We start from the raw sequence: 22,346 nt of genomic DNA, 5'->3' as shown, positions 1-22,346 counted from the left end.
ATTTATCAACAGAAATGCGAGTATTAATATCTTTTATTTTATTATTTACAGTGAGCTGCACTCACACTATTCACAATCACGGAGCTCCTGGCATTAGTGTTGAATTGTGGAGCAAGATAAAAGTAGGTGACGATAAAGAAAAAGTGGTTCACACTTTAGGATCACCAACATTAGTATCAAAGTTCGATGACAATGTTTGGTACTATATCTCATATAAAATTAAACAAGCCAACTTTTTAGGAAAAAGGAAGTATAGTAGTAAGTCTCTGCAAATTTCGTTTAATCAGAATGACGAAGTTACAGATATAAGAGAAATCAACGTTGCAGAAAGGTCTTTAGCTGTTGTTGATTGAAAATTTGCTGATCTATTTTTCATCACAAGTAGCTAATTTAGGTAACGTAAATTCACCTATTTAGATTCAACCACTATGGATTGAAATCCAAAGATTGAGAGAGAATATAGAAGTTTTAGATTCTGAAGCTCTTAGCAATTTATTTAAAGAAGAAGGTAATAAACCAAAATTGTATGCAGTAGCAAAAGAAACAGGTGATCAACCGAAACTAAAAGATAGAACAACTCAGATTGTAAAATTTAGTAGTATTGCAACGTACGCATCAGTTATAGTAGCAGCTTTAGCATCAAAGTTGTTTCCAACTCCCGTATGTACTTTAGATCCTGCTTCTGGATTATCTGAGCAGCAGGCACATCTAGGCCAAGCTGATGGTAATTCTACTGTAAATTTACCATCTGCTCACCATGTACCTACTCCACAGACTATGTTGAAAAGTAAAGTTGATGAGTCTCACGAAATGTTAAATTCTTCTTTTAAGAGTGCTAAAAATAATTTCGGTGCATCTTAATCATTTCTTCCAAAGTAGATAACGGTATAGATACATCAAAACGCCAAGGCACTTTTTTTGACTCTGTTGAATTAAAAAGGCTAACTACAGAACGGCCAACTCAGTCTAGTCTTGTAACGGCTTACTAAGGATTCTTTAAATATCGATCCTCAAAAAAATCGGCGTAGGTTTAGGCAGTGTAATGCCTAAGCTCACGCACGCATTGCACAGAGATTGTAAGTTGCGTTGTTCTTTTGGAATTTGCAATTGATCTAGCATCATTTCTGCTGATTTTGGAATAATTGGCTGCAATAAAATACCAATTATTCTGATGTATTCGAGTAGTTTGTAAATTACTAAATCCATGCGCTTTCTATCGGTTTTACTTAACGTCCAGGGTGCACTTTTATCTATGTAAGCATTGGCCTTGGAAGAGATATTGATAATCAGTAGTATAATCTGGTTAAATTCATACTTTGATAGATGATCCATCACTTGATCAAGTATGGCTTTACAATTTGGTAAACTCTCATCATCTTTAAGCAAGTTTCGATCAACTGCTGGTACAATTCCAGAGCATTGCTTGTGCAGAAATGAAATTGTTCTTTGCACTAAATTGCCTATATTGTTTGCCAGCTCTGAGTTTATGCGGCTGATCATGTTCTTCTTACTGAAATTACCATCTTGACCGAAACTTGCTTCCCGAAGGAGAAAATAGCGTAGTTGATCAACACCAAACTCTTCTGCCAGACCAATTGGATCTATAACGTTACCAAGGGATTTGGATATTTTTTCCCCCTCGTTCAGCCACCAACCATGAACTGCAATTTGCTTTGGCAGTGATAAATCTGCTGCAAGGAGGATCGCTGGCCAGTATACAGCGTGAAAACGCAATATGTCTTTACCGATCACATGAACGTTGAAGGAGTTTGTCCAAAATTTCTTATATTCCTCATCTTCTATATTAGGAAAGCCTATTGATGTGAGATAGTTAGTGAGCGCATCTATCCAAACATAAATTACGTGCTTGTCATTCCCTGGTACTTTTATTCCCCAATTAAAACTAGTACGAGAAATCGAAAGGTCAGTAAGTCCTGATTTTACAAACGATACCACCTCGTTTTTTCTGCTCTCAGGAAAGATGAAATTCGGCTGATTTTCGTATAACTCTAGTAATTTATTTTGCCAACTTGACAAACGAAAAAAGTAGCTCTCTTCTTTTATCCACTGAACTTCAGCACCTGTTGGTGCTTTGCCATCTATCAACTCTGATTCCTGATAAAACGCTTCATCACGAACTGAATACCAACCTGAGTAAGAATCCAGATATATTTGCCCTCTCTCTTCAAGCCTATTCCATAGAGCTATAACTGCCTTTTCATGACGTTCTTCTGTGGTGCGAATAAAATCATCATAATCAAAGTTCATTAGCTCAGCTAATTTTTTGAATGTAACACTTATTTCATCTGTAAATTCTTTTGGCTCTATTCCATTTGTTTTAGCTGCTTTTTCAATTTTTTGTCCATGTTCATCTGTACCAGTAGTAAATTTAACGTTCTTTCCAGCTAATTTCATAAATCTAGCTGTAACATCACAGATAAGGGAAGTATATGCGTGGCCGATATGTGGCTTGTCGTTTACATAATATATTGGCGTAGTGATGTAAAAGCTCTCAAATTGCTCCATCTTGTAGTGCTTAAAGCTTTATCGTATCTGCACTAGTAATAAAAATCAATATATATCCTATCGTACAAGCAATCTGAAAAGCCATTATACCGCTGCGTTTTGCAGCGGTATAATGTGAGTAACTTACGTTTGAGTTGCTATGATATTGTTGTCCATAACTTCACAACTGTACAAACATTCATCTGTGAAAGCAGTGTGTTAAATATTATAGCAGATTTTGCCTCAAACACAAAAATGTCATCCCAGTGCCCAGACACTGGGATCCAGAAAAATTAATTGTAAACAAACGACTATACAACATTTTCAATAAAATCACAAAAAAGCTGGATTCCAGTGTCAAGCACTGAACATTTGCTGTGCAATTTACCTTCCAAAATGAATGTTCGTATAGCTATATTCCATGATCTCCAAAATGTTGTTCTAGATAAGAATTATCATCAAATACACTTTGAGGAGGAGCACTTGGAGCAGTATTATGTTCTTCAAAAGGATAAGGAGGTGGTGCCCCACGATGAGAAGTGTCTCTAAAATCATGCCCAGCACGATAGCTACCTACCGCTTCTTTAGCTTTCTCAATATTTTCTGACTCTTTCTCATGTTTCATATGAAAAGCCAAGCCACCAGCAAGGCACACAAGAGAATTAATGCCAAGAATGACTAAACCCCAAACTGGTAAGACTGGGTTAATAGCGCAACCTACCAAAGCTGCTAAAGAAATTGCACCAACTGCAAATTCTATATTTCTGAACATTTTAAGTTTATTATCCAGGTAATCTACCTTTTCTGATTCTCTAGCCGTTTTTTCGCTGTGTTGTACCACACACACATTAAAGCATGGAAAGCAACACACGCAACTACAGCTACTATCCCTAAAGCTAATAATTTCCTGCTGTCTTCTGAGTCTTTTTTCTTATCTTCTCTGCTTTGGTAGCCAACAGTATCAAAACCAGGGTTATTTATAACTGTAGTACGACCACCAAACAGGTTGCTAAGTAGTAAATAATCCCAAAAATCTAAACCTCTATTATCGTTTATATGTACGTGCGTGACTTGAGGGTCTGTAGGTTGTTGCCTATTGCTTCTATCATATTCTGTACTGTGCTGCTCATTAGTTAGATTACTGAGCTTAAATTCCTTATACGCATCTTCAAAAATTTTATCACTCCAGTTCTCAATATTTTGCATACCACGAGAACGTAGAAATTCTTGAACACCATTGTCACTGCCAGTTTCTTTTATATAGGCAAGTGCATACCTTTCTCAAACACTATCACGCATAAAAGTTCCCCCTAAATTAAGGTTAAATTAATAAACATTTATTATAATAAAGTAAAGTTTACTTGTCAATTCAACCATAACCTAATACCCAGTTAATATCCTTTCCACCAGTTCTTTTACTGTCGGTACGTAGCCATTCTCATAAAATGGGTCTTGCTTAAATCTGTAAACATTGTGTCCAGAAAACATGAGTTCATTTTCAACATTGCCGTCATGTACAATGTTTTGCAGTGTCTTTTGTATACAGAAACTCCGTGGATCTGGCTTTCGCCCTGTTGAATGGTCACCATGATCTTTCCAATTGCTAAACAGACAATGGCTCAAACATCCCATGCAATTAATTTGATCTTGTCTTATCTCCGCAAATTTGCTTGGTGTCACAAAAATAACAGTTGTATCTGGAGTTTTCATTGCCTCTGTATAACCTTCCTGACTCCACTTATCTGCCAGTTCTTTGTCTTGTGCAGTAAGGTAAATCTTTCTACCTCTGCTGCCCATTGCAAATTCATTGTTAAACTCTCCGCTTGCACTTTCCGAAAATTTTATTTGACGTGAATTCCTCTCCTGTAGCTCACGTATGAAGTTATTTCTTACTGCAGATGAGTAAAACCCTGTTGGACTAAATTTGTTTAAAAATACGTCACCTTCTTCTAAAGTGAGTAATTTCTTTTTCCACTCCGTAGAAATCGGACTTTCTTTTGTTAAAAGTGGACGAGTGCCAAACTGAAAAGCTATTGGTCCGATTTGTAAATTGTCAAACCAATGTTCCCAATCCTTCAAATGCCACACTCCCCCTGCCATAACAATTGGCGTTTCAGCAAGACCAACTTCGTTCATGAAAGATCTAAGCTCTGCAACTCTTTCAAATGGAGCCTGCGGTAATTCTGGGTCTTCACTATTACTGAGTCCATTGTGACCACCAGCAAGCCACGGATCCTCGTATACTACTCCACCAAGTAAAAAAGAAGATATTTTTTGGTAAGCACGTTTCCATAACGCTTTAAAAGCGCGTACTGATGAGATAATAGGGTAATAATAAACTTGATATTTAGCTGCAATTTCTCCGAGTCTGTAAGGCATACCAGCACCGCAAGTGATGCCATGAACTAAGCCTTTTGCTTTTTCTAATATGCCATGAAGGACTTGTTCTGCTGCTCCCATTTCCCAAAGCACATTCATATGTATTCTTCCACGGCCCTTTGATATTTCATTCGCTATTTTTGCTTGACTAACTCCAGCCTCAATACTATATTTAATCAATTCCTCATGCTTTTCATTTCTTGTTTTACCTCTATAAATCAGCGGTACCAACTCACCATTGTCATCAATAAGTTTAGCATTTGCACCAGAAAACGTACCAACAGCATCTGCTGCAGCAAATGCCCCACTTGATCTTCCATCACTGATTGCAATGCCTTTACCGCCCTCGATGATTGGCCAGACTTTTTTCCCTGAAATCACTATCTTTTTTATCTTATCTTTCAAAATTTCCCCTTAATCTTTCAATCTATTTTACTGAATTACTAAAAAAATAATAGCTTTTCTTTTTTATACCTATGCATTCAGTTTTAAATAGGCATAGGAGATGCTATAAATATAGTTTTATAAGAAATTTGCTATATGATCATAGGTTTAACAGGTGGGATTGCAGTTGGAAAGAGCTTTGTAGCCAATTGCTTTAAAGAATTTGGTGCCGCTTTGTTTGATGCCGACTCTGTCGTGCACCAGCTTTATAAAGCAAACAAAAACATAATAAGTTACGCAGAAGAAAAATTTCCTGGGGTGATAGTAAATGGTGAAATAGACAGAGCAGTATTATCTAAATATTTTTTGGCCTACGATGAAAATTGGAAGCAATTTCAATCTTTAGTGCATTCTGCTGTGCAGAGTGAATTAGCAATTTTTATTGCTCAGGAGAAAGAAAACGACAGAAAACTCCTAGTCCTAGACATTCCACTCCTACTGGAAACGAGATTCCGTTTATATTGCGATTTTATTGTTTTTATCCATGCAGATAGCACTGTACAAGCTCAAAGGCTTAGTGAGCGTAATATGGATAAAAAAAAGCTGGATCTAATGTCTAGTATTCAGCTACCTATTGAAGAAAAAAAGCAAATGAGCGACTTTATCATCGATACCAGTGCAAATGTTCTTTCTCAAGTGAAAGATATAATAAACTCGTTAGACCTTAACACGTGATACGGTTATTCTCCACAAGATTACTCCGAATCTTAGCTATACTATCAGCAGATTTTACCATTAAAATTTCAAACCTTGAGCCTGCATTCAAAAACGATTCTACTGATCTGCCGAAAAAATCATATCTCCATCCCTTGAATAGTTTATCTATCTGCCCAGATATTGAGCCAGCTAACTCATCTTTTGATGAAATTAACTTTCTTGATATGTTATTTTCCTTACATTTGCTCTCCAAAATAATCGAGAGTATATCAAATACAGATTTATCATAATTATCTGACAGAGTATAATTTTGCTGCACAAATTCCTTCTCATTCTCATTGAAAATATCTATAAATTCTAATAAATCTTCCTCTTTTATATTTTTTGTGTTTCTCTTAAGGTCATCTAAAATGTCATCAATATGTTCCACGTTTTTTTCAATTAAACCAGTTATTACAGCATTATTGACTACCTTATTACGATTTATATTGTAACGCTGTGCTAAGGTCTCTTGCCACTCACTAACTGCTTTAACAGTTAACATCAACCTTGGATTTGCTTCATAATTAAATTTAATCCTCTTCCATGCATCTTTTGGATTATGCAAATACTTATTAACATCAACTATTGATTCCATCTCTTCTTGAAACCAACTCATCCTATTACTTTCTTCAAGTTTATTGCACAATATTTGGTATAGATCATATAGATATACCACGTCGTTTATTGCATAGTCTAGTTGATCCTCAGACAATGGACGCCTTAACCAGTCTGAATTTTTAGCTTTAATTTTATCCAGTGCTATTCCTTGATATTGCTCTACTACTTTTGAATAACCAATAAAGTCATGATAATAATGGCAAAACATAGCAGCAACTTGGGTATCAAAAATAGGAGTGGGAACACATTTAAACATAGTGAGTAAGGATTCTATATCCTGCCGGCAGCTATGAAACACTTTGATTATTCCCTGATTTAGCATCATTTTCTTAATGAATGATAAATCAATTTCTGGCACTAATGCATCTACAATAAAACTCTTCTCTCCGTAAGAAATTTGAATTAACGATAATTTTGGGTAGTAGGTTAAATTATTTCTAATGAACTCCGTGTCAATTGCTATAAATTTTGGATCTTTTGCCATCAATTCTTCACATGCATTCTCCAGCTCCGATGTCGTACTAATTAGCATATATTTTTTATTCAGTGGCTATATTTTACCACTTATATTCAATCTCTACAATTGGTTGAAATTCAAAGCACAACTATATGATAACTAACTCTTCCGTAAGTATACAGTTTTGCCAGACACAACGGTACGTATTACGCGCCCTTTCACTTTGCGTCCATCGAAAGGGGAATTTTTTGATTTACTAGCAAAGTTGTCAACTTTAATTTTCCATTCATGATCCAAATCAACTAAAATTAAGTCCGCTGCAAGGTTTTTCTGTATGCGGCCACGTGGCACATGTATGATATCTGCAGGCTTATATGTCAATTTTGCAAGCACATCAAGTAGACCCATTTGTCCACTGTGATATAGTTCAAGTGAAATGGGCAGCATTGTTTCAAGGCCAACAATACCAAATGCAGCATTTTCAAGTGGCAAATCTTTAGAACTAAGATCATGCGGAGCATGATCGGTTGCAATACAATCAATCACACCTGTCTTTAAACCTTCAATCATAGCTAAACGATCTTCCTCTGTACGAAGTGGCGGATTCATTTTTGCGATTGCTCCATGTTGCTTTACTATATCTTCAGTTAAAGTAAAGTGATGAGGAGTTACTTCACATGTAACATTTAACCCCAAATCTTTTGCTCGTTTAATAGCATCAAGTGAATCTTTTGAAGAGACATGTAAAATATGGTAGTGTACATTTTCTATGTCCTTCATTAGTAGTATATCACGAGTTACCATAACCGATTCTGATGCACTCAAGATTCCTTTTACTCCCAATTCTTCAGAAATCTTACCCTCATTAATTGCGCCACCAGCAGATAGATTTAAATCTTCTGCATGTTGAGCAATAGGAACACCAAGCATACTTGAATAAAGCAGTGCCTGTCTCATAATCATTGGATTCATAACTGGCATACCATCATCGGTGAACCCAACCGCACCTGCTTCCTTTAAAAGCGCCATTTCAGTTAATTTTTCTTTCGAAGTGGTAATTTTGGCGTAAAATTCAACATTCACATGTGAAGTTTCAAGTGCTCTATATTTCAAATATTTAGACAAGACAACACTATCAATCGCTGGAACAGTGTTTGGCTGGCAAACTACAGTTGTAACGCCTCCTACAGCTGCAGATTTGCTACCCGTATGTATAGTTTCTTTATGCTCTTGACCTGGTTCACGAAAATGCACGTGAATGTCAATAAGTCCTGGCATTAGAACAAGCCCTTTACAGTCTATTGTTTCATCAACTCCACTTGTTGAAAGTAATGATTCGCTAAAATCAACAATTTTATTCCCTTCAGTTAACAATGAACCTTTTATATCAAGTTTAGTTTCCGGGTCAATAATACGAGCATTGATATACGCAATTTTATAGCCTTCCTTTTGGCCTTTCTGCAATAAATTCCAAGATTGTGTCATTATATTTAAGTATCAATTACAAAATAAATCTAAAGTTTTTTTAGTAAAACACAACCAAATTAAAGTGATGTTACAATAACTAGCAATGAAGAATATTTAAATTAATACTCAAGCAGCTACTCTACAACTAAACTAAAGAATGACTAAGATCATTCCCGATTTGACTAACTTCAACATTATTAAGTGCGGTATTTGCGTTATAAGAACAGTAACATCCTACTGCAAGAAAAGTTAATGCAGCTACAGCAAGCGAAACACACATTGCTAAATGAACCATTGTTAAACTTGTACCAACAGCAAATGCTCCAGATAATACAAAAGAAACAGAAGCATAATTACCTTGCCTTTTACTGTAAGTTCTTGCTTTCAAGAATTTTTCACTTAGCTCTTCATTAAGCTTGGTTACTGTTCTAGTTTGTTCATCCAGCTCTGCTTTCTTTTCTGCAAGCTGATCTTTTGTCCCTTTAAATTCTGCAGTAAGTTTATCTATTTGATCATTGAGTTGATTAGTCTTCTGTTGTTCTTGTGTTAATTTTCCTTTTTCATCATCTAGCTCTTTAGTTTTTCCAACCAAACTTTGTTGTATACTCTTTAACCTTCCCTCTAATTGAGTTTTGTCATTAGTAGGCTTAGCTACTTCTTGTTCTAGTAGTTTAATTTTCTCTTCTAATTTTGGAGCATATTGAATTGGTATCTCAGAAAGCTTAATGTCTTTATTTTCTTCCTCAACTTTTTTAAAGAACTCCTTATCATTCACATCGACATATGACAAAACTGCATGGTAAAATAGGCCAAAAATATAAGCAATATGACGATACTTAGATGGATTGTTATCTGATTTAAAATTTTCCTGCTCTACTTCCCGAACAAGGTTATAATAGATATTAATTCTATGATAGTGCAGTTCTAAGTACTCCAGAGTTTTACCTGTTTCTAATTTTAATGATTTACCTACATGTTTATAGTGCATACCAGCATTACCATGTGGCAAACATGGTACCGGATCTGATTGACAAGCTACTCTAATAGTCTTATTTCCAAGACACTGATTGTAAACTTCAGCAGCACCATTGTAGAAAACTCTTGGAGAGCCAAAAGTTGCAACATGAACATCTTCGGCATCTTCTGTTTTATTAAGACATAAAGCAGCGATATTAGCAAGAGCACCTCCCATGCTATGACCTGTAACATTAATTTTCAAATCTTTGATTGCTAATCCTTTATCATTAGCATGCCCTTTTAATATCTTATGCACACTGGGCCAAGAGCGTTTGAATAAAGAGTAAAAACCAGAGTGAACACGATGATCTTCAGGTAAAAATGACAATTTAGCTAAAGATGCACGAAGATCTTCCTTTACATCATTTAAATCACGAGTACCATGGTAAGCTGTAGTTACTTCCTGACCTTTAATAAAAACATAACCAGCATCTCGATTATATGAATTGCTACTCATTAAAGCATAACCGACATCTTGTTGCTCTAATTTATAATCAGTATCCGAGCAATATTTGTCTTCAATGAGTTCATTGTCGTAAAATTTTATAATTTGATAACCTTCTTCTTCAAATTGCCTTTTAGTTTTGTACTCATCTTGCTTTAATTTTCTGTCCACATTACCGTAGGAAATCTTGCTAAAAGTACACATTTCTTGTAATTTTTCTTTATTAAATCCTGCAATTTGCCCTTTTATCAGATCAGCAAGGTCAAAAGCATCCTTTAATCCAGCACCTTTAAAATCTTCTATCTTCTTCCATGCTTTAATTAGGTCAGAAGTTCCTAGCTCATTAAGGTCAAAACTTTGAGCTTCTAATTCGTTCTTAAATGATTCTAGCGCTTCAATTGCGCATTCTTTTATTTCATTATCACCAATATGTACAATACTATCGCTAATAGAATCCATACTTTGACCATTAGTAATACTTGGCATATTTTTTACCTACTATTTCATTTTATCACGCTTAAGACTCTTATTTATGACAACCACTGTGTCTGCGATCTTATCGTGCCAAGTTTGGCAGCGTTTGTCGAAGTTTGCCCATATAAAACCCAAGAATAGTGGTGCAGTTGACAATATAAAGGAAAAAAACCTCTTTATTGCTTGTTTGAGAGTCAATTTTTCAAAAGTTTGTGCATTTACAACTCTGAGTCCAAGTAATAACTTTCCAGGTGTAGCACCAAACCTTATCCACATATATGCCACATAACTAAAAAGCATAATGAATTGAACTATTTGATTTAGAATTAGTAACTTGATTAGTTTACTCTGCATTGCTGTTTCCTCTGCAGATAGTGGTACCTGCATTTGATATTTTGCAGCAATTTGGCCTAATATTTTACTGCTCTCCGAGCTCATGAAGAGTTGATTTAAGGCCTGACCGCAAAACTGCAAAAATAAAACGATGATGATTAAATCAAGAAGCACTGACAAATAGCGTCTAAGTCCCGTTACATAGCATATTCCATTATCATCCTTTTTCACTTTTTGAATAGCATTTATAGAAGAAAGAATGGAAAATAAACGATTAAAAAATTTATGTAACATATATGCATTTTCCAATGTTTGAGTGTCCCTGGCCGGACTTGAACCAGCATGCTTTTGCAAGCAACAGATTTTGAGTCTGCCGTGTCTACCATTCCACCACAGGGGCCTACTTTAATGCTATAAGCAATACAAGATTAGTCAAATTTTTTATCTTTTAAGTAAGGACTGAATATTCTACAATAATCAATCATTACTCTAAAAACTTAAAATGAATGAATTAGTTAACCTTATTGATTCAAGAGAAGAAATATGTAAATTGCCACATAATTTAGAAGCAGAGCAAATGCTCATTGGTGCAATGATTCGAGATAATAGAATTTGTGATGCAGTTGAAGACATAATCACAGCAGATAATTTCTATGATCCACTACATCAAAGCATTTTTACCCAGATATCTAAAACCAGAAAACACGGCATAGTCGCCAATGAACTAAGCCTAAAGATGTTTTTTGAAAATGATAAAGCATTTGCCGAATGTGGTGGAGTTGAGTACCTAGCAAAACTTGCAGCAAAGGCAAGCATTGCGCTTGACATCTATAGCTTGACCAGAATAATCCGTGATACTTATTTAAGGAGATGCTTAATCAAGCTCGGGCAGGAGATAGTTGACGATAGTTACAACTACGACATTGAAAATCCTGCACAGGTACAAATTGAGCAGGCAATGACAAAGTTGTTCAACTTAGCAGTAAAAAAGCAAGGTGATAAGACATATATAAAGCTTGCAAGTTCAATTAAAGATGTGGTTGAGAAGATCAGCAAGCTGAAGAATAACCCAGAGGCGCTAGGTATTACAACCGGACTTCAAGACCTAAACCAGCTTCTTGGTGGTTTGCAGAAATCTGATCTGTTAATTATAGCTGCAAGGCCCTCAATGGGAAAGACAGCATTGGCGCTGAACATCGCACTTAATGCTTGTAAGATTTTGCAAAAAAGAACAGATAAACAACACTACGTAGCGTTTTTCTCACTTGAAATGTCAGCAGAGCAATTGACTGCAAGATTGATTACTATAGATTCAGGCATTGGTTATTATAAGGCACTGACTGGGAGAATTAGTGATTTTGAATTACACGAATTCATTAATGCTAGTACAGATCTATCCGAATTACCTTTCATCATAGATGACACTCCTGCATTATCAATTAGTGCTCTCCGTACCAGAATACGTCTTCTCTATCAACTATATAATGTAGAGGTGGTCTTTATTGATTATCTGCAGTTAATTCGAGGAACAACAAAAAGGAGTAGTGAAAATAGAGTGCAAGAAATCTCAGAAGTGACGCAGGGTTTAAAAGCAATTGCAAAGGAACTAAATATTCCCATTGTTGCACTATCACAGCTCTCTCGTTCTGTTGAACAAAGGGATGATAAAAAACCACAACTTTCTGATTTACGTGATTCAGGAAGCATAGAGCAGGATGCGGATATAGTAATGTTCCTCTATAGAGAAGAATATTATGAATTAAGAAAGCAACCAAATGAAGGAAGTAATAAACATCGAGAGTGGCAAGAGAAAATGGAGAAAATTAGAAATATTGCAGAGCTGATCATTGCAAAACAAAGAAACGGGCCAATTGGTAGTGTGAAACTACATTTTGACTCCAATAGAGGTGCATTTAAAGATTATACAGAAAGATATAGTCTGTAGCGGTTTTGAGTGGAAGTGTTTAACAAACCATACGTGCCAAATTAAGTAGCTATCGTGAAATATAGCAATATTTAAGATTGGCATTTTATTTGTTACATTTATTTTTTTAGGAAATTCTTATCTAGGATAAGATATTTTTTTAGAAAAATCTATAAATTACTAACTTTATTACTTAATATATAAAATAGTTTTTTCTTATTTCCTTTCTTCATTACGACACTTTTTCTTAACTTGATGCGTATGGTTTATTTAACACTTCCAATCTACAACTAAAAAATAGCAAATTCTCTATAACTTGAATATAATTTTAGCTTTACCTAAACAGAAAGATGAATTACTTAATGGATTTTGTTTTAATATCTCTTTCCTTGCCACTTTTTATTACTGAGAATTATTTGTTAATTACTGCGTTGATCCCACTTTTAAGTGCATTAGCTATTTCTTTTACTAGTAAGTGGCCCAGAGTGAACAATAGCATTACTGTTGTTTCTTCTATGCTTCTATTTGCGTATACATCTCTATGCACTTTATATTTGGTGTATGGTGATCATTCTCAATTTATTCTCATAGACTTTGGTAATAATTTGCATATTAGTTTAAAGTTAGAGTCTAGTGGAGCAATATTCAGTTTATTAATATCATTTTTGTGGGTACTAACCAGTATGTATGCAATATGTTATATGCGAAATAACTATGCTGATAGTAACTACTCGAGTTTTCTATGCTTTTTTTCAATAGCGATTAGCTGTGCAATGTTTATTGCTTTTTCTGGAGATTTGCTCACTACATTTGTCTTTTACGAGCTTCTAACTATTAGTACATACCCTCTGATTACTTACAACTCAACAAATGAATCAGTAATTGCAGGACGCTATTACTTTGGTTTACTATTTTTCTCTTCTTTAGTGTTATTTTTTCCTGCAATAGGCCTCTTATATAATGAATTCCATACTTTAGACTTTGTAAGAGGTGGAATATTCAAGTTTGATACTTCGTTCATAACTTTTATTGCAGTATGTTTTGCTATGCTGATTTATGGAATAGGAAAAGCTGCATTAATGCCAATGCATTTTTGGTTGCCAAAAGCAATGGTTGCACCAACTCCTGTAAGCGCACTACTACATGCTGTTGCTGTTGTGAAATCAGGAGTGTTCATCATCATCAAAGTTATATTATACACTTTTGGCATCGATAATATGCAACGTTTTGCACAGCAAAGTTGGTTTGCTGGAGGATGGCTTCCGTACGCTGCTGGATTTACTATTATTACTGCATCGTTAATTGCATTAAAGCAAAAGGAATTAAAGAAATTGCTTGCTTATTCTACTATCTCTCAGTTGTCATATATTATATTGTTTGCTTCAATTTTTAGTGAATTCAGCATGAGGGTTGCAATTTTTCAATTAGTTTGCCACGCATTTGCAAAAATCACTTTGTTTTTCACTGCTGGAGCAATAATAACGAAAACAGGTGAGAAATACATAGATAGAATTCACGGTATAGGACGTAGTATGCCAATTAGTATGATAGCATTTACTATAGGTGCATTGTCCATGATAGGGGTACCACCTGCTCCGACTTTTTGGAGCAAATTTTTCATTTTTCAAGCTGTTTTTAACTCTAGTAATGTAACACTTTCTGTATTTGTAGCTCTGGTGTTAATTGTCAGTACTATACTCAACGCTCTATACTTTTTACCAATAATTTACAACGCCTTTTTCTCAAAGCCTTCTAGAAATTATTTTATTAAAAAGACACCAATGCTTCTAGTTTTACCCCCAGTTATTACTGCTATATGCACTTTAGTTATTTTTTTTAGCTACCAAATAATGTTATAAATATAATCATCTATATTTATAGCTATTAACAATAAATTTAAATGGTATTATACCAGTTAGAGTTGCTTTCATGTTTGATAAAGTAAAGCTAATCTCCACAGCATAGTCTTTCATTTTCTTATTTTGCTCAGCTGTAAAAACTACAGTAGCGTTTCCAGCAAATGTAACTAAGTTCTTGGTCAACCGGTCAATAGATAATGTTGTTACGTTTATGTTGGTAATTTTTCTTGTGGATGAAACAGCTTCATCGTTTACTTTTTCCTGAAAGTCTTGATAGATTTTATATATAGAATTGTTTTTTATAAAATTTTCTTGATACTTTGATTCAACGATCTGAGAGGACTCGTATGCTTCAACGTATTGACTTACCAAGTACCTTGCTATGGAAGTGTATTCATCTTCTTTTTCACTAAAACTAAGTTTATGTATTGTAGAAAACTCATCTTCTGTGTGGTTCGTGTACTTCACAAAATTTAAATCTTTTTTAACAGGAAGTAATAGGTATATGTTTAGTAATGATAAAAATAAACATACTAAGAGAAGTAACGCTATTAACGCCATCCAAGATCTTTCTATAACGCAGAACAGGTATCTGTGGCAATACCATTCTACTGCTTTCCTGAAATAACTTTTGTTTTTTACTGATTCAACTTCCATAACCTAATTATAATAACTCTAAAAAAACTTTAAAATATGTCTAAATTTTCCAAAATAGGATGAATGATTATATCACCTTGTTCTGCAATAAGGTGAAATTTATCAATTTTCTTCACATCTAAATTTATCATTTTTACACTGAAGCTTTCAGGATCATAAGTATTACTTTCTGCACTTTTGTGATAATTATAGTAGTGTAATTTATTTTGATCATCAAAATAACCAAATTCATCAGCAAGGGTTCCCACTTTTCTGCCTTTACCGTCTCTGACTAGCTCAAATAGATCAATTACATGGTTTTCAGATCCAGGCTCAATAAGACCTTCTACAGCAAAAAATTTAGGTGCATGACCAACATACTCCTTAAATTTTAGATTATTAGTCTTTTTTACACTACCAAAATCCACGAATTTATATTCATCTGAAAGATCAGAATATTGTGGATCATACTTTTTATATTCAAAAAACTCATTACCTAAAAAATTACAAAACGTTAGTTTATAGTCATCATGATTGAGTTTAATAACTTTAAGATAATGAAAATCTCTAGGAATCTTTACTTCTTCTTTCGTAATATGATTAAGTATGACTAACTCGCCACTGAGCATGCGATGGCCAATTTTTGGCAAAGTAGCTATATTGATTGCCTTATTGAGCTTAAAATTTGCTTCATAGATACTACTTGACAGCTCCTTCCCTTTTTCTAAAGTGACGTCTTGGTCTAAAGCTGTATTCTTGAGTAAACTCAATTCTTTCTGCATGTTCAATATGGTTTTTGTTAAAACTTCTATTGATTGCCATAAAGTTAATTTATTATCAGTCAAACTATATACTTTAAGTATTAAATTATCAGGATTTTATCATGAATTTATGTTAAAAGTATTATATTTTTGTGTCATGATGTTAACTACATTAGCTAAAACATGCTTTTTATCTAAGCGAAATTGCTTTGCAGCAACGAAAAGTTCATCTATTTCTTTCCATTGACTTAGCAAAATTTCAACATTATTTACTTCTTTCTTTATACTTTCTAAAATGGAGGTTTGAATGATATGTGATGCTAGTTCTAGCTCAATTTCACTATTAATTATTTTATTAACTATATCAGAATTATTTAGATTACGGAAAAATGTATAAAAATGCTTATGTGATTCATAAGCACCACTGTTTATTGCATTTATTATTACTCCCGGAGTTCCAGGAAACAAAGTAATGATCTCACTAAATATTTTATCGTCGAATTTACACTGAGATGAAACAACCTGCTTTGTTTCATCGTAAGTTAATGGAAGTAAATTCAGCTGAAAACACCTACACCGGATGGTGGTTTGTACATCATATGGCTTATGGCTAATTACAAATATTTTAGAATTTTGTGGCGGCTCCTCTAATATCTTTAATATTGCATTTTTAGCATTGCTAGTCATTGCCTCCAAGCTATCTATTATAGCTATCTTATATTCTGATTGAATGGGGCTTAGGTACAGAAAATTTTTCATTTCTCTCACCTTTTCCACTCCTATTGTATCACCTTCAACAATGTGTAAGTCTAATGCTACTTCATCGTAATTTTTGATAAGAAACCAATTAGAAAAGGATTGTGCAAGTGTTGCTTTTCCTATGCCTTTTTTACCACAGATCAGCCAAGATTGAACAGACAAGTTGTTCATTATCTTTTTTTTTGCTTGGTTGTGGCCTATCACCTTTTTCATTCTTTCTCCTATAGATCTTAGTTTGAAAATTCGTTATTTATTGTTTGTAATGAAATTTTACCTTTTCTTAAAACCTTAATCTTGTCTCCAGTTAAGTCAATAATAGTAGATTCTATACCAGAAACTAATTCATCATCTTCAATTACTGCAGATAAGTGTTGCTTAATAGACTGAGGTATATCTCTTGCTTTGCATATACTTTTTTCTCCTGAAATGTTAATACTAGTTGCAACTACTGGAGTTTTCAGTTCATTTAATATTGAAATCGCAATAGGATGATCAGGAATTCTTATGCCTATACTATCTTTAAAGAACTCATTTGGTAATATACTGTTATCTTGAAGTGGTAAAATATAGGTCATTGGTCCAGGAGAAAAATAGTTTATTAAATTGATATACTCTTCCTTTACCTTTGCTATATTTATCAAACTATCAATATTACTAACAAATACAGAGAGCGGCTTGTTTTGAGAACGCTTTTTTATTCGATATATTTTTTCTATAGATTCGTTACCTAGCGCATTACAAGAAAGAGCATATACTGTCTCTGTTGGAAAGCATGCTAACAAATTATTTTTTATTGCATTTATTACTTCAAATACCATATAGCTAAAACTTATGTCTACAATAGCTCTGGGTTTACCGTTATCTCGCTATATGGTAGCAATTAAGATACCGAAATGGCTACTGTTGTATACTTACAGTAAATTTTATTAGCAACTGCTCGTTTTTACAACAGATTTACTACAATCCGAACTCCTCATTGATTTTATCGACTATCGTCTGTGGTGGATCATCTCCCCATCCTGAATATAAAATCTCTCCATAATCTGCAACATCTATAGAGCCAGTTCTACTTTTTGCCAGAAACATTTCTCTTTTATCTTTATCAACTAATACATAGTGCCAAGCTGATCTTCCTCGATCTTTACCACGAACTAGATATATGAGATCTGATCTACTTCTTCTTGTTGCATCAGTAAAGGATCTTTCATTGATAGTTCTGCTTTTACTCTTTATGCCGCCACTTTCAGAAAAAGCTTCCTTGGCTTCAGCTTTTTTGTTTGCCAATTCAGAAATTTTTCCTTTTGCTCCTAGTGCATGTTCTTTGGTATTTTGAGATGAATACTTACTGGAAAAACCTCCTCTTGTCTCATTAGAAGTCCTATTTGTAAAACGCTTAGTAAACGAGTTATCGTTATCATTTTCTGCCATAAAAGTCTCCAAATTTTAGATTGTAGAATCCAAATTTTTACTACACCCTATCATAGGTTAGTTAAATTAATATAAATGAAAGATAATATAGTAATTATTACAGGAATTACAGCCTCAGGTAAATCAGAATTATGCGATAACTTGATAAAAAAGCATAAAAACATTAGCATAATAAACTGTGACTCAAAGCAGGTATACAAAGAGATTCCCGTAACTACTGCTCAACCACCAAAGCAGAAAGAATTTTATAGGCTATATGGTTATGTTTCAGCAAGAGAAAATTATTCCGTAGGTTTATGGCTAGAGGATTTAAAGAGGGAAGTTAACAACGCGCTGAAAAATTCACGAATACCCATCATCACTGGAGGAAGTGGGCTTTACATTAGCAGCTTAATCAAGGGATTATCATCGATTCCACAAATAAGCCAGGAAGTGAGAGAAAACGTAAATGAACTTAGAAAAAATTTAAGTAAAGAGGAATTCTACAAATTAGTGCTAAGCAAAGATCCAAGGATTCAAGGTAAAATATTTATTAATGACTCACATCGCCTCTCAAGAGCACTTGAAGTTATCACTGAAACTGGCAAGACAATCTTTGTATGGCAAGAAAATAGACAGCCTCCTTTGTTCAATAATTTTAAGGTATATACAATTCTACCTAAACGTGAGGATATATACCGAAAAATAAATTCTCGTTTTATTGAAATGGTTGAAAATGGAGCAATTGATGAAGTAAAAAACCTACTTAGCATGAACCCATCTCCACATTTGCCAGCTATGAAAGCACATGGAGTGCCAGAAATTATAAGATACTTAAAAGGGGAGATTACTTTAGACGAAGCAATACAGATTGCTCAAACAAACACAAGGCATTATGCAAAACGCCAGTACACTTGGTTTAAAAATCAATTTCCGAATTCTCAAGTGATTGACTGTGCAAATAAATTGACAGGATTTTAGATATTTTGATTATTATGTATTATATTGCTATGCCTATGCCTATGCAAACTTTTCTTGATAGTATTAAACTTTTTTCTTAAAGAACTTTCATCATTGCCTAAATTGTGATTATTAAATTCTTTGTAAAAATATTCTTACTTATGAAGCGCTACTATACCTGTAAGAGCCTTTATCACTAAATGAACTATATCACGCAATATTTCATCCTCAATTTTTCTATATTCTCTCACTAATCTTGTAACCACAATCTCCACTTTCATATCCTTGTATAGCTCTTCTCATAATAGTAGGAACAAGATAAGATAGTGATTTAGTGTAACAAGAAGGTAAAAATGCCAGCAGCGTACAGTTATGACTTAAGGAAAAAGCCATTCAGGCGTTGGATGAAGGAGAGAGCAAAACAACAGTAGCAAATTTTTGGCCCTCTCTAATAACTTCAACATCACTGAATTCAAGGGCTTGGCCTTCTATTATTTGGAATCTTTCATGTCCTTTTCCTGCAACTAGCAGAATCATATTTTCATCATGTGCTATATTTATACCTTTCTCTATAGCTTTTTTTCTATCTCCTATCTCCAGTGCATCAGGGCAATGTAACAAAATATCGTGACGAATTTTCCCTGGATCTTCATCACGCGGATTGTCATCTGTGACTATAACTTTACCTGCAAGCATTTGTGCTATTTTACCCATCTCTGCACGTTTTATTTGATCACGATTCCCGCCACAACCGAACACTAGAACTATCTTTTTATTGAAGTGCCATTTTAAAGACAACAGAGCTTGTTTGAGTGCACTTGGAGTATGAGCGTAATCGACAAATGCAAAAGTGTTCACTTTTTCCATTCTTCCAGGTGGAGAAGCGAGTTTATCTATACACATTCTTTGATAGTCCATACCAGATGAAATAACTATACCGATTGCACACAACAAATTATATGCTTGAAATTGCCCAAAAATCGGAAAAAATGCGTTATAAATTTCATCACCGATTTGAATTGTTAGGTATTGACCATTGGCAGTGGGTATCTGCTTTAATAAAGTAATATCAGAGTTTTTTTTTCCATAGGTTATAACTTTGTTGCCACGCTTTTCAGCTATGTTGAGCAACTCTCCATATTCGCCTATATCTGCATTTAAAATCGCTGTTTTTTCTTTTGGCAATACCTCATCAAACAACCTTTTCTTGGCCTCAAAATACTCATCGATACTTTTGTGATAGTCCAAATGATCTTGAGAGAAATTAGTAAAAGCTGCAGCATTGAACCTGAGTCCATGGATTCTGTATTGATCGATTCCATGGCTTGAAGCTTCTAATGCTAAGTGTTCTACGTTCTTATTATTTATGTCACGCAATGTGGAATAAAGATCATCTGCACTTGGCGTTGTAAGGCTATTATCTTTTCTATTATTATTGACACATGTTCCCAGTGTTCCTATAGACGCTGCATTATCTTGCCAAATCTGGCGACAAAATTCCACCACTGACGTTTTACCATTCGTACCAGTTACAGCAGCAACATATTTAGGTTGTTTGAATTGATAAAACCTGCTGACTATTTCACTGTATATTCCTTGAGGGTCCAAGTGGTAAAGCACTGCAAAACTTGGAGTACTTGTCATTCGAGTAGCGGACACTGGAATCCAATTTTTATTATACAATTGCCTAGTGTGCTCATTTGCAATTAAATTTTCTGGATCCAAGTAGTCAAGCACTGGGATGACATCTTTCTTGGCCCCTTGTATCACAACGTCTACACAGTTGTGTACGTAGCACTGTGATTCAGTAGGAAGGATATGGATTCCAGTATCGCATGTTGCGTATTCTTTACTCCTTTCTGACACACAAACGAAAAGATAACCTTCCCTGACTCTCTTGGGATTACATGTAACGCCCTTGATTTCAACGTCAAAGTTAACATCAACAATATCATGCAGTAATTCTCTCAGTTTCATGTCCTACTTCATCGTTTTGAAAGTCTAAACATGGTAACCTTTTTAGTGCGTCATTAAGGTCAAAGATTAAATCTTCAGGATCTTCCAGTCCACAAAATATTCGCACGAAACTTCCACCACAATCTGAATTCATTACAGATCTTGACATAGATCTACGATCTACTGGTAATATCAAACTGTCGCACCCTCCCCAAGAAGCACCAATACTAAAAATTTTCATATGATCAACCATGCAGCTTAGTTCTTCACATGAATATTCTCTATCGAGTGCTATACTAAATACACTACTTGCCCCTTTGAAATAATTTTTCCATAATTCATGTTGAGGATGGGAGGGAAGTGCTGGATACAAAACTCTTTTGATTTTTGAATGTTTTTCCAGCCACTTTGCCACTTGCATTGCTGTACTTTGATGTTTCCTCATGCGTGTTTGCAGTGTTCTAAGTCCCCTATGTGCAAGGTAACAGTCGTGCGATTGAATGGTTACTCCGTAATTTTTATAGCTCTCATAAAGCAATTTAAAAATTTTACCTTCAGCAATCATAGCTCCCATCACTAAATCTGAGTGACCGGCTAGATACTTTGTCACCGCATATAGTGCAATATCAATTCCATAATCAAGCGGCTTAAACAACAAAGGAGTGGCCCATGAATTGTCACAAACGGTTACAATTCCACGTTCTTTAGCAACTTTTACTATATGCTCTACATTCGAAATCTCAAACGTTATAGAACCAGGAGTCTCAATCATGATGAGTGAAGTGTTACTCTGAACTAAATCAGTTATATCCTGTGTCGGATCATAAAAAGTTACTTCTACTCCTCTTTTTGTTGGTAGTTCATTTTCGGCAAATCTCTTTAGCCTATAATAACTATTATCTTGTATCAGAACATGCGAACCTGCTTTAGTGAAAGTCAAAATAGCAAAAGTAAGTGCAAATAATCCAGAAGGGTAGATGAGTGCTTGTCCCCTACCCTCAATTTCAGCCAGTGCATTTGAAAAATAATGAACAGTAGGCGTACCAACATTACTATAGCTGTAATCCCTTGCAACACCATCATTGATCACATCATATATACTCTCCCCATTCGCTGCACTTAAGTAATCCTTGTAAGTAGGAAATAATATGGTAGAAGAATGATAAACTGGTGGGTTCATCGATCCTTTATAATCATTAAATTTTCTTCCTGCTTTAACTAATAAAGACTCTTCTCTCACGTTTCT

The 22,346-nt window shown here is 34.6% G+C and carries 22 protein-coding genes and 1 tRNA gene; 7 read left to right on the top strand and 16 right to left on the bottom strand.

The annotated features are described in order from the left end of the window. Window positions 1–14: 14 nt before the first annotated feature. Complete coding sequence (locus tag AAGD63_RS03255) at window positions 15–353, top strand: outer membrane protein assembly factor BamE (RefSeq protein WP_006013961.1); 339 nt, start codon at window positions 15–17, stop codon at window positions 351–353. Window positions 354–447: 94 nt separating this feature from the next. After that, entirely contained in the window at window positions 448–861 is a 414-nt protein-coding gene (locus AAGD63_RS03250; RefSeq protein ID WP_341812984.1) for a hypothetical protein, read from the top strand. Between the two features lie 135 nt (window positions 862–996). Here the strand turns inward: AAGD63_RS03250 and metG are convergent, their stop codons facing one another. Then, complete coding sequence (gene metG, locus AAGD63_RS03245; RefSeq protein ID WP_341812983.1) at window positions 997–2,526, bottom strand: methionine--tRNA ligase; 1,530 nt, start codon at window positions 2,524–2,526, stop codon at window positions 997–999. 114 nt (window positions 2,527–2,640) lie between these two features. On the opposite strand from metG, the gene AAGD63_RS03240 reads away from it, so the two are divergent. Next, the gene (locus AAGD63_RS03240) at window positions 2,641–2,802 is read left to right on the top strand and encodes a hypothetical protein (protein WP_341813817.1); all 162 of its coding nucleotides are present in this window, start codon (window positions 2,641–2,643) and stop codon (window positions 2,800–2,802) included. Window positions 2,803–2,917: 115 nt separating this feature from the next. On the opposite strand, the gene AAGD63_RS03230 is transcribed toward AAGD63_RS03240, so the two are convergent. From AAGD63_RS03230 to AAGD63_RS03220, 3 genes are all read right to left on the bottom strand, one after another. Next, window positions 2,918–3,277, bottom strand: coding sequence for a hypothetical protein (locus AAGD63_RS03230; RefSeq protein WP_341812981.1), 360 nt, complete (start codon window positions 3,275–3,277; stop codon window positions 2,918–2,920). Window positions 3,278–3,300: 23 nt separating this feature from the next. Further along, window positions 3,301–3,711, bottom strand: coding sequence for a hypothetical protein (locus AAGD63_RS03225; protein ID WP_341812980.1), 411 nt, complete (start codon window positions 3,709–3,711; stop codon window positions 3,301–3,303). A gap of 174 nt (window positions 3,712–3,885) precedes the next feature. Beyond that, window positions 3,886–5,289 carry an NAD(P)H-dependent flavin oxidoreductase gene (locus tag AAGD63_RS03220; protein ID WP_341812979.1) on the bottom strand — a complete coding sequence of 468 codons (1,404 nt, stop codon included), beginning with the start codon at window positions 5,287–5,289 and terminating at the stop codon, window positions 3,886–3,888. 135 nt (window positions 5,290–5,424) lie between these two features. Between AAGD63_RS03220 and coaE the strand changes: the two genes are divergently transcribed. Beyond that, window positions 5,425–6,003 carry a dephospho-CoA kinase gene (gene coaE, locus AAGD63_RS03215; protein WP_006013234.1) on the top strand — a complete coding sequence of 193 codons (579 nt, stop codon included), beginning with the start codon at window positions 5,425–5,427 and terminating at the stop codon, window positions 6,001–6,003. Here the strand turns inward: coaE and AAGD63_RS03210 are convergent. From AAGD63_RS03210 to AAGD63_RS03190, 5 genes are all read right to left on the bottom strand, one after another. After that, window positions 5,993–7,177, bottom strand: a complete 1,185-nt coding sequence (locus AAGD63_RS03210) for a ribonuclease D (RefSeq protein ID WP_341812978.1) — start codon at window positions 7,175–7,177, stop codon at window positions 5,993–5,995. The two genes, coaE and AAGD63_RS03210, sit on opposite strands and share 11 nt — an antisense overlap. An 84-nt stretch (window positions 7,178–7,261) precedes the next feature. Then, window positions 7,262–8,587 (bottom strand): dihydroorotase, encoded by a 1,326-nt coding sequence (locus AAGD63_RS03205; protein WP_341812977.1) that lies wholly within the window; start codon window positions 8,585–8,587, stop codon window positions 7,262–7,264. A gap of 127 nt (window positions 8,588–8,714) precedes the next feature. After that, on the bottom strand, window positions 8,715–10,517 hold the full coding sequence (locus tag AAGD63_RS03200) for a lipase family protein (RefSeq protein ID WP_341812976.1): 1,803 nt from the start codon (window positions 10,515–10,517) through the stop codon (window positions 8,715–8,717). Window positions 10,518–10,529: 12 nt separating this feature from the next. Next, window positions 10,530–11,132 (bottom strand): RDD family protein, encoded by a 603-nt coding sequence (locus AAGD63_RS03195; RefSeq protein WP_264331179.1) that lies wholly within the window; start codon window positions 11,130–11,132, stop codon window positions 10,530–10,532. 23 nt (window positions 11,133–11,155) lie between these two features. After that, window positions 11,156–11,238: transfer RNA gene (locus AAGD63_RS03190), tRNA-Leu, on the bottom strand. Window positions 11,239–11,340: 102 nt separating this feature from the next. Here AAGD63_RS03190 and AAGD63_RS03185 point away from each other — a divergent pair. After that, window positions 11,341–12,783 (top strand): replicative DNA helicase, encoded by a 1,443-nt coding sequence (locus AAGD63_RS03185; protein ID WP_264331109.1) that lies wholly within the window; start codon window positions 11,341–11,343, stop codon window positions 12,781–12,783. Window positions 12,784–13,124: 341 nt separating this feature from the next. Beyond that, window positions 13,125–14,621, top strand: coding sequence for a proton-conducting transporter membrane subunit (locus AAGD63_RS03180; protein WP_264331108.1), 1,497 nt, complete (start codon window positions 13,125–13,127; stop codon window positions 14,619–14,621). 6 nt (window positions 14,622–14,627) lie between these two features. Here the strand turns inward: AAGD63_RS03180 and AAGD63_RS03175 are convergent, their stop codons facing one another. From AAGD63_RS03175 to AAGD63_RS03155, 5 genes are all read right to left on the bottom strand, one after another. After that, window positions 14,628–15,278, bottom strand: a complete 651-nt coding sequence (locus AAGD63_RS03175) for a VirB8/TrbF family protein (RefSeq protein ID WP_341812975.1) — start codon at window positions 15,276–15,278, stop codon at window positions 14,628–14,630. A 29-nt stretch (window positions 15,279–15,307) separates the two neighbouring features. After that, the gene (locus AAGD63_RS03170) at window positions 15,308–16,102 is read right to left on the bottom strand and encodes a hypothetical protein (RefSeq protein ID WP_341812974.1); all 795 of its coding nucleotides are present in this window, start codon (window positions 16,100–16,102) and stop codon (window positions 15,308–15,310) included. Window positions 16,103–16,138: 36 nt separating this feature from the next. Continuing rightward, window positions 16,139–16,990, bottom strand: coding sequence for a DNA polymerase III subunit delta' (locus tag AAGD63_RS03165; protein ID WP_226080389.1), 852 nt, complete (start codon window positions 16,988–16,990; stop codon window positions 16,139–16,141). Window positions 16,991–17,007: 17 nt separating this feature from the next. Further along, entirely contained in the window at window positions 17,008–17,595 is a 588-nt protein-coding gene (locus tag AAGD63_RS03160) for an L-threonylcarbamoyladenylate synthase (RefSeq protein ID WP_341812973.1), read from the bottom strand. A 139-nt stretch (window positions 17,596–17,734) separates the two neighbouring features. Beyond that, window positions 17,735–18,205: a hypothetical protein gene (locus tag AAGD63_RS03155; protein WP_341812972.1), complete on the bottom strand. Its 471-nt coding sequence runs from the start codon at window positions 18,203–18,205 to the stop codon at window positions 17,735–17,737. Window positions 18,206–18,280: 75 nt separating this feature from the next. Between AAGD63_RS03155 and miaA the strand changes: the two genes are divergently transcribed. Next, a complete protein-coding gene (miaA, locus tag AAGD63_RS03150) occupies window positions 18,281–19,165 on the top strand; it encodes a tRNA (adenosine(37)-N6)-dimethylallyltransferase MiaA (protein ID WP_341812971.1) in 885 nt (294 codons plus the stop codon). Window positions 19,166–19,537: 372 nt separating this feature from the next. On the opposite strand, the gene AAGD63_RS03145 is transcribed toward miaA, so the two are convergent. Then, window positions 19,538–21,121 (bottom strand): UDP-N-acetylmuramoyl-L-alanyl-D-glutamate--2,6-diaminopimelate ligase, encoded by a 1,584-nt coding sequence (locus AAGD63_RS03145; RefSeq protein WP_341812970.1) that lies wholly within the window; start codon window positions 21,119–21,121, stop codon window positions 19,538–19,540. Next, complete coding sequence (gene metC, locus AAGD63_RS03140) at window positions 21,096–22,340, bottom strand: cystathionine beta-lyase (protein ID WP_341812969.1); 1,245 nt, start codon at window positions 22,338–22,340, stop codon at window positions 21,096–21,098. Before metC ends, AAGD63_RS03145 begins: the two co-directional genes overlap by 26 nt. Window positions 22,341–22,346: the final 6 nt, after the last annotated feature.

It is taken from the genome of Wolbachia endosymbiont (group B) of Germaria angustata (assembly GCF_964026725.1).
GTDB lineage: Bacteria > Pseudomonadota > Alphaproteobacteria > Rickettsiales > Anaplasmataceae > Wolbachia > Wolbachia pipientis_C.
The sequence above is the reverse complement of the archived record's forward strand: the minus strand, read 5'-3'. Positions and strand labels throughout refer to the sequence as shown.

What these genes read in the sequence shown, in the direction of transcription:
- AAGD63_RS03255 (WP_006013961.1), top strand. Translation starts at nt 15, where the DNA reads ATGCGAGTATTAATATCTTTTATTTTATTATTTACAGTGAGCTGCACT.
- metG (WP_341812983.1), bottom strand. Translation starts at nt 2,526, where the DNA reads ATGGAGCAATTTGAGAGCTTTTACATCACTACGCCAATATATTATGTA.
- AAGD63_RS03230 (WP_341812981.1), bottom strand. Translation starts at nt 3,277, where the DNA reads ATGTTCAGAAATATAGAATTTGCAGTTGGTGCAATTTCTTTAGCAGCT.
- AAGD63_RS03225 (WP_341812980.1), bottom strand. Translation starts at nt 3,711, where the DNA reads ATGCAAAATATTGAGAACTGGAGTGATAAAATTTTTGAAGATGCGTAT.
- coaE (WP_006013234.1), top strand. Translation starts at nt 5,425, where the DNA reads ATGATCATAGGTTTAACAGGTGGGATTGCAGTTGGAAAGAGCTTTGTA.
- AAGD63_RS03210 (WP_341812978.1), bottom strand. Translation starts at nt 7,177, where the DNA reads ATGCTAATTAGTACGACATCGGAGCTGGAGAATGCATGTGAAGAATTG.
- AAGD63_RS03205 (WP_341812977.1), bottom strand. Translation starts at nt 8,587, where the DNA reads ATGACACAATCTTGGAATTTATTGCAGAAAGGCCAAAAGGAAGGCTAT.
- AAGD63_RS03200 (WP_341812976.1), bottom strand. Translation starts at nt 10,517, where the DNA reads ATGCCAAGTATTACTAATGGTCAAAGTATGGATTCTATTAGCGATAGT.
- AAGD63_RS03195 (WP_264331179.1), bottom strand. Translation starts at nt 11,132, where the DNA reads ATGTTACATAAATTTTTTAATCGTTTATTTTCCATTCTTTCTTCTATA.
- AAGD63_RS03185 (WP_264331109.1), top strand. Translation starts at nt 11,341, where the DNA reads ATGAATGAATTAGTTAACCTTATTGATTCAAGAGAAGAAATATGTAAA.
- AAGD63_RS03180 (WP_264331108.1), top strand. Translation starts at nt 13,125, where the DNA reads ATGGATTTTGTTTTAATATCTCTTTCCTTGCCACTTTTTATTACTGAG.
- AAGD63_RS03175 (WP_341812975.1), bottom strand. Translation starts at nt 15,278, where the DNA reads ATGGAAGTTGAATCAGTAAAAAACAAAAGTTATTTCAGGAAAGCAGTA.
- AAGD63_RS03165 (WP_226080389.1), bottom strand. Translation starts at nt 16,990, where the DNA reads ATGAAAAAGGTGATAGGCCACAACCAAGCAAAAAAAAAGATAATGAAC.
- AAGD63_RS03160 (WP_341812973.1), bottom strand. Translation starts at nt 17,595, where the DNA reads ATGGTATTTGAAGTAATAAATGCAATAAAAAATAATTTGTTAGCATGC.
- AAGD63_RS03155 (WP_341812972.1), bottom strand. Translation starts at nt 18,205, where the DNA reads ATGGCAGAAAATGATAACGATAACTCGTTTACTAAGCGTTTTACAAAT.
- miaA (WP_341812971.1), top strand. Translation starts at nt 18,281, where the DNA reads ATGAAAGATAATATAGTAATTATTACAGGAATTACAGCCTCAGGTAAA.
- AAGD63_RS03145 (WP_341812970.1), bottom strand. Translation starts at nt 21,121, where the DNA reads ATGAAACTGAGAGAATTACTGCATGATATTGTTGATGTTAACTTTGAC.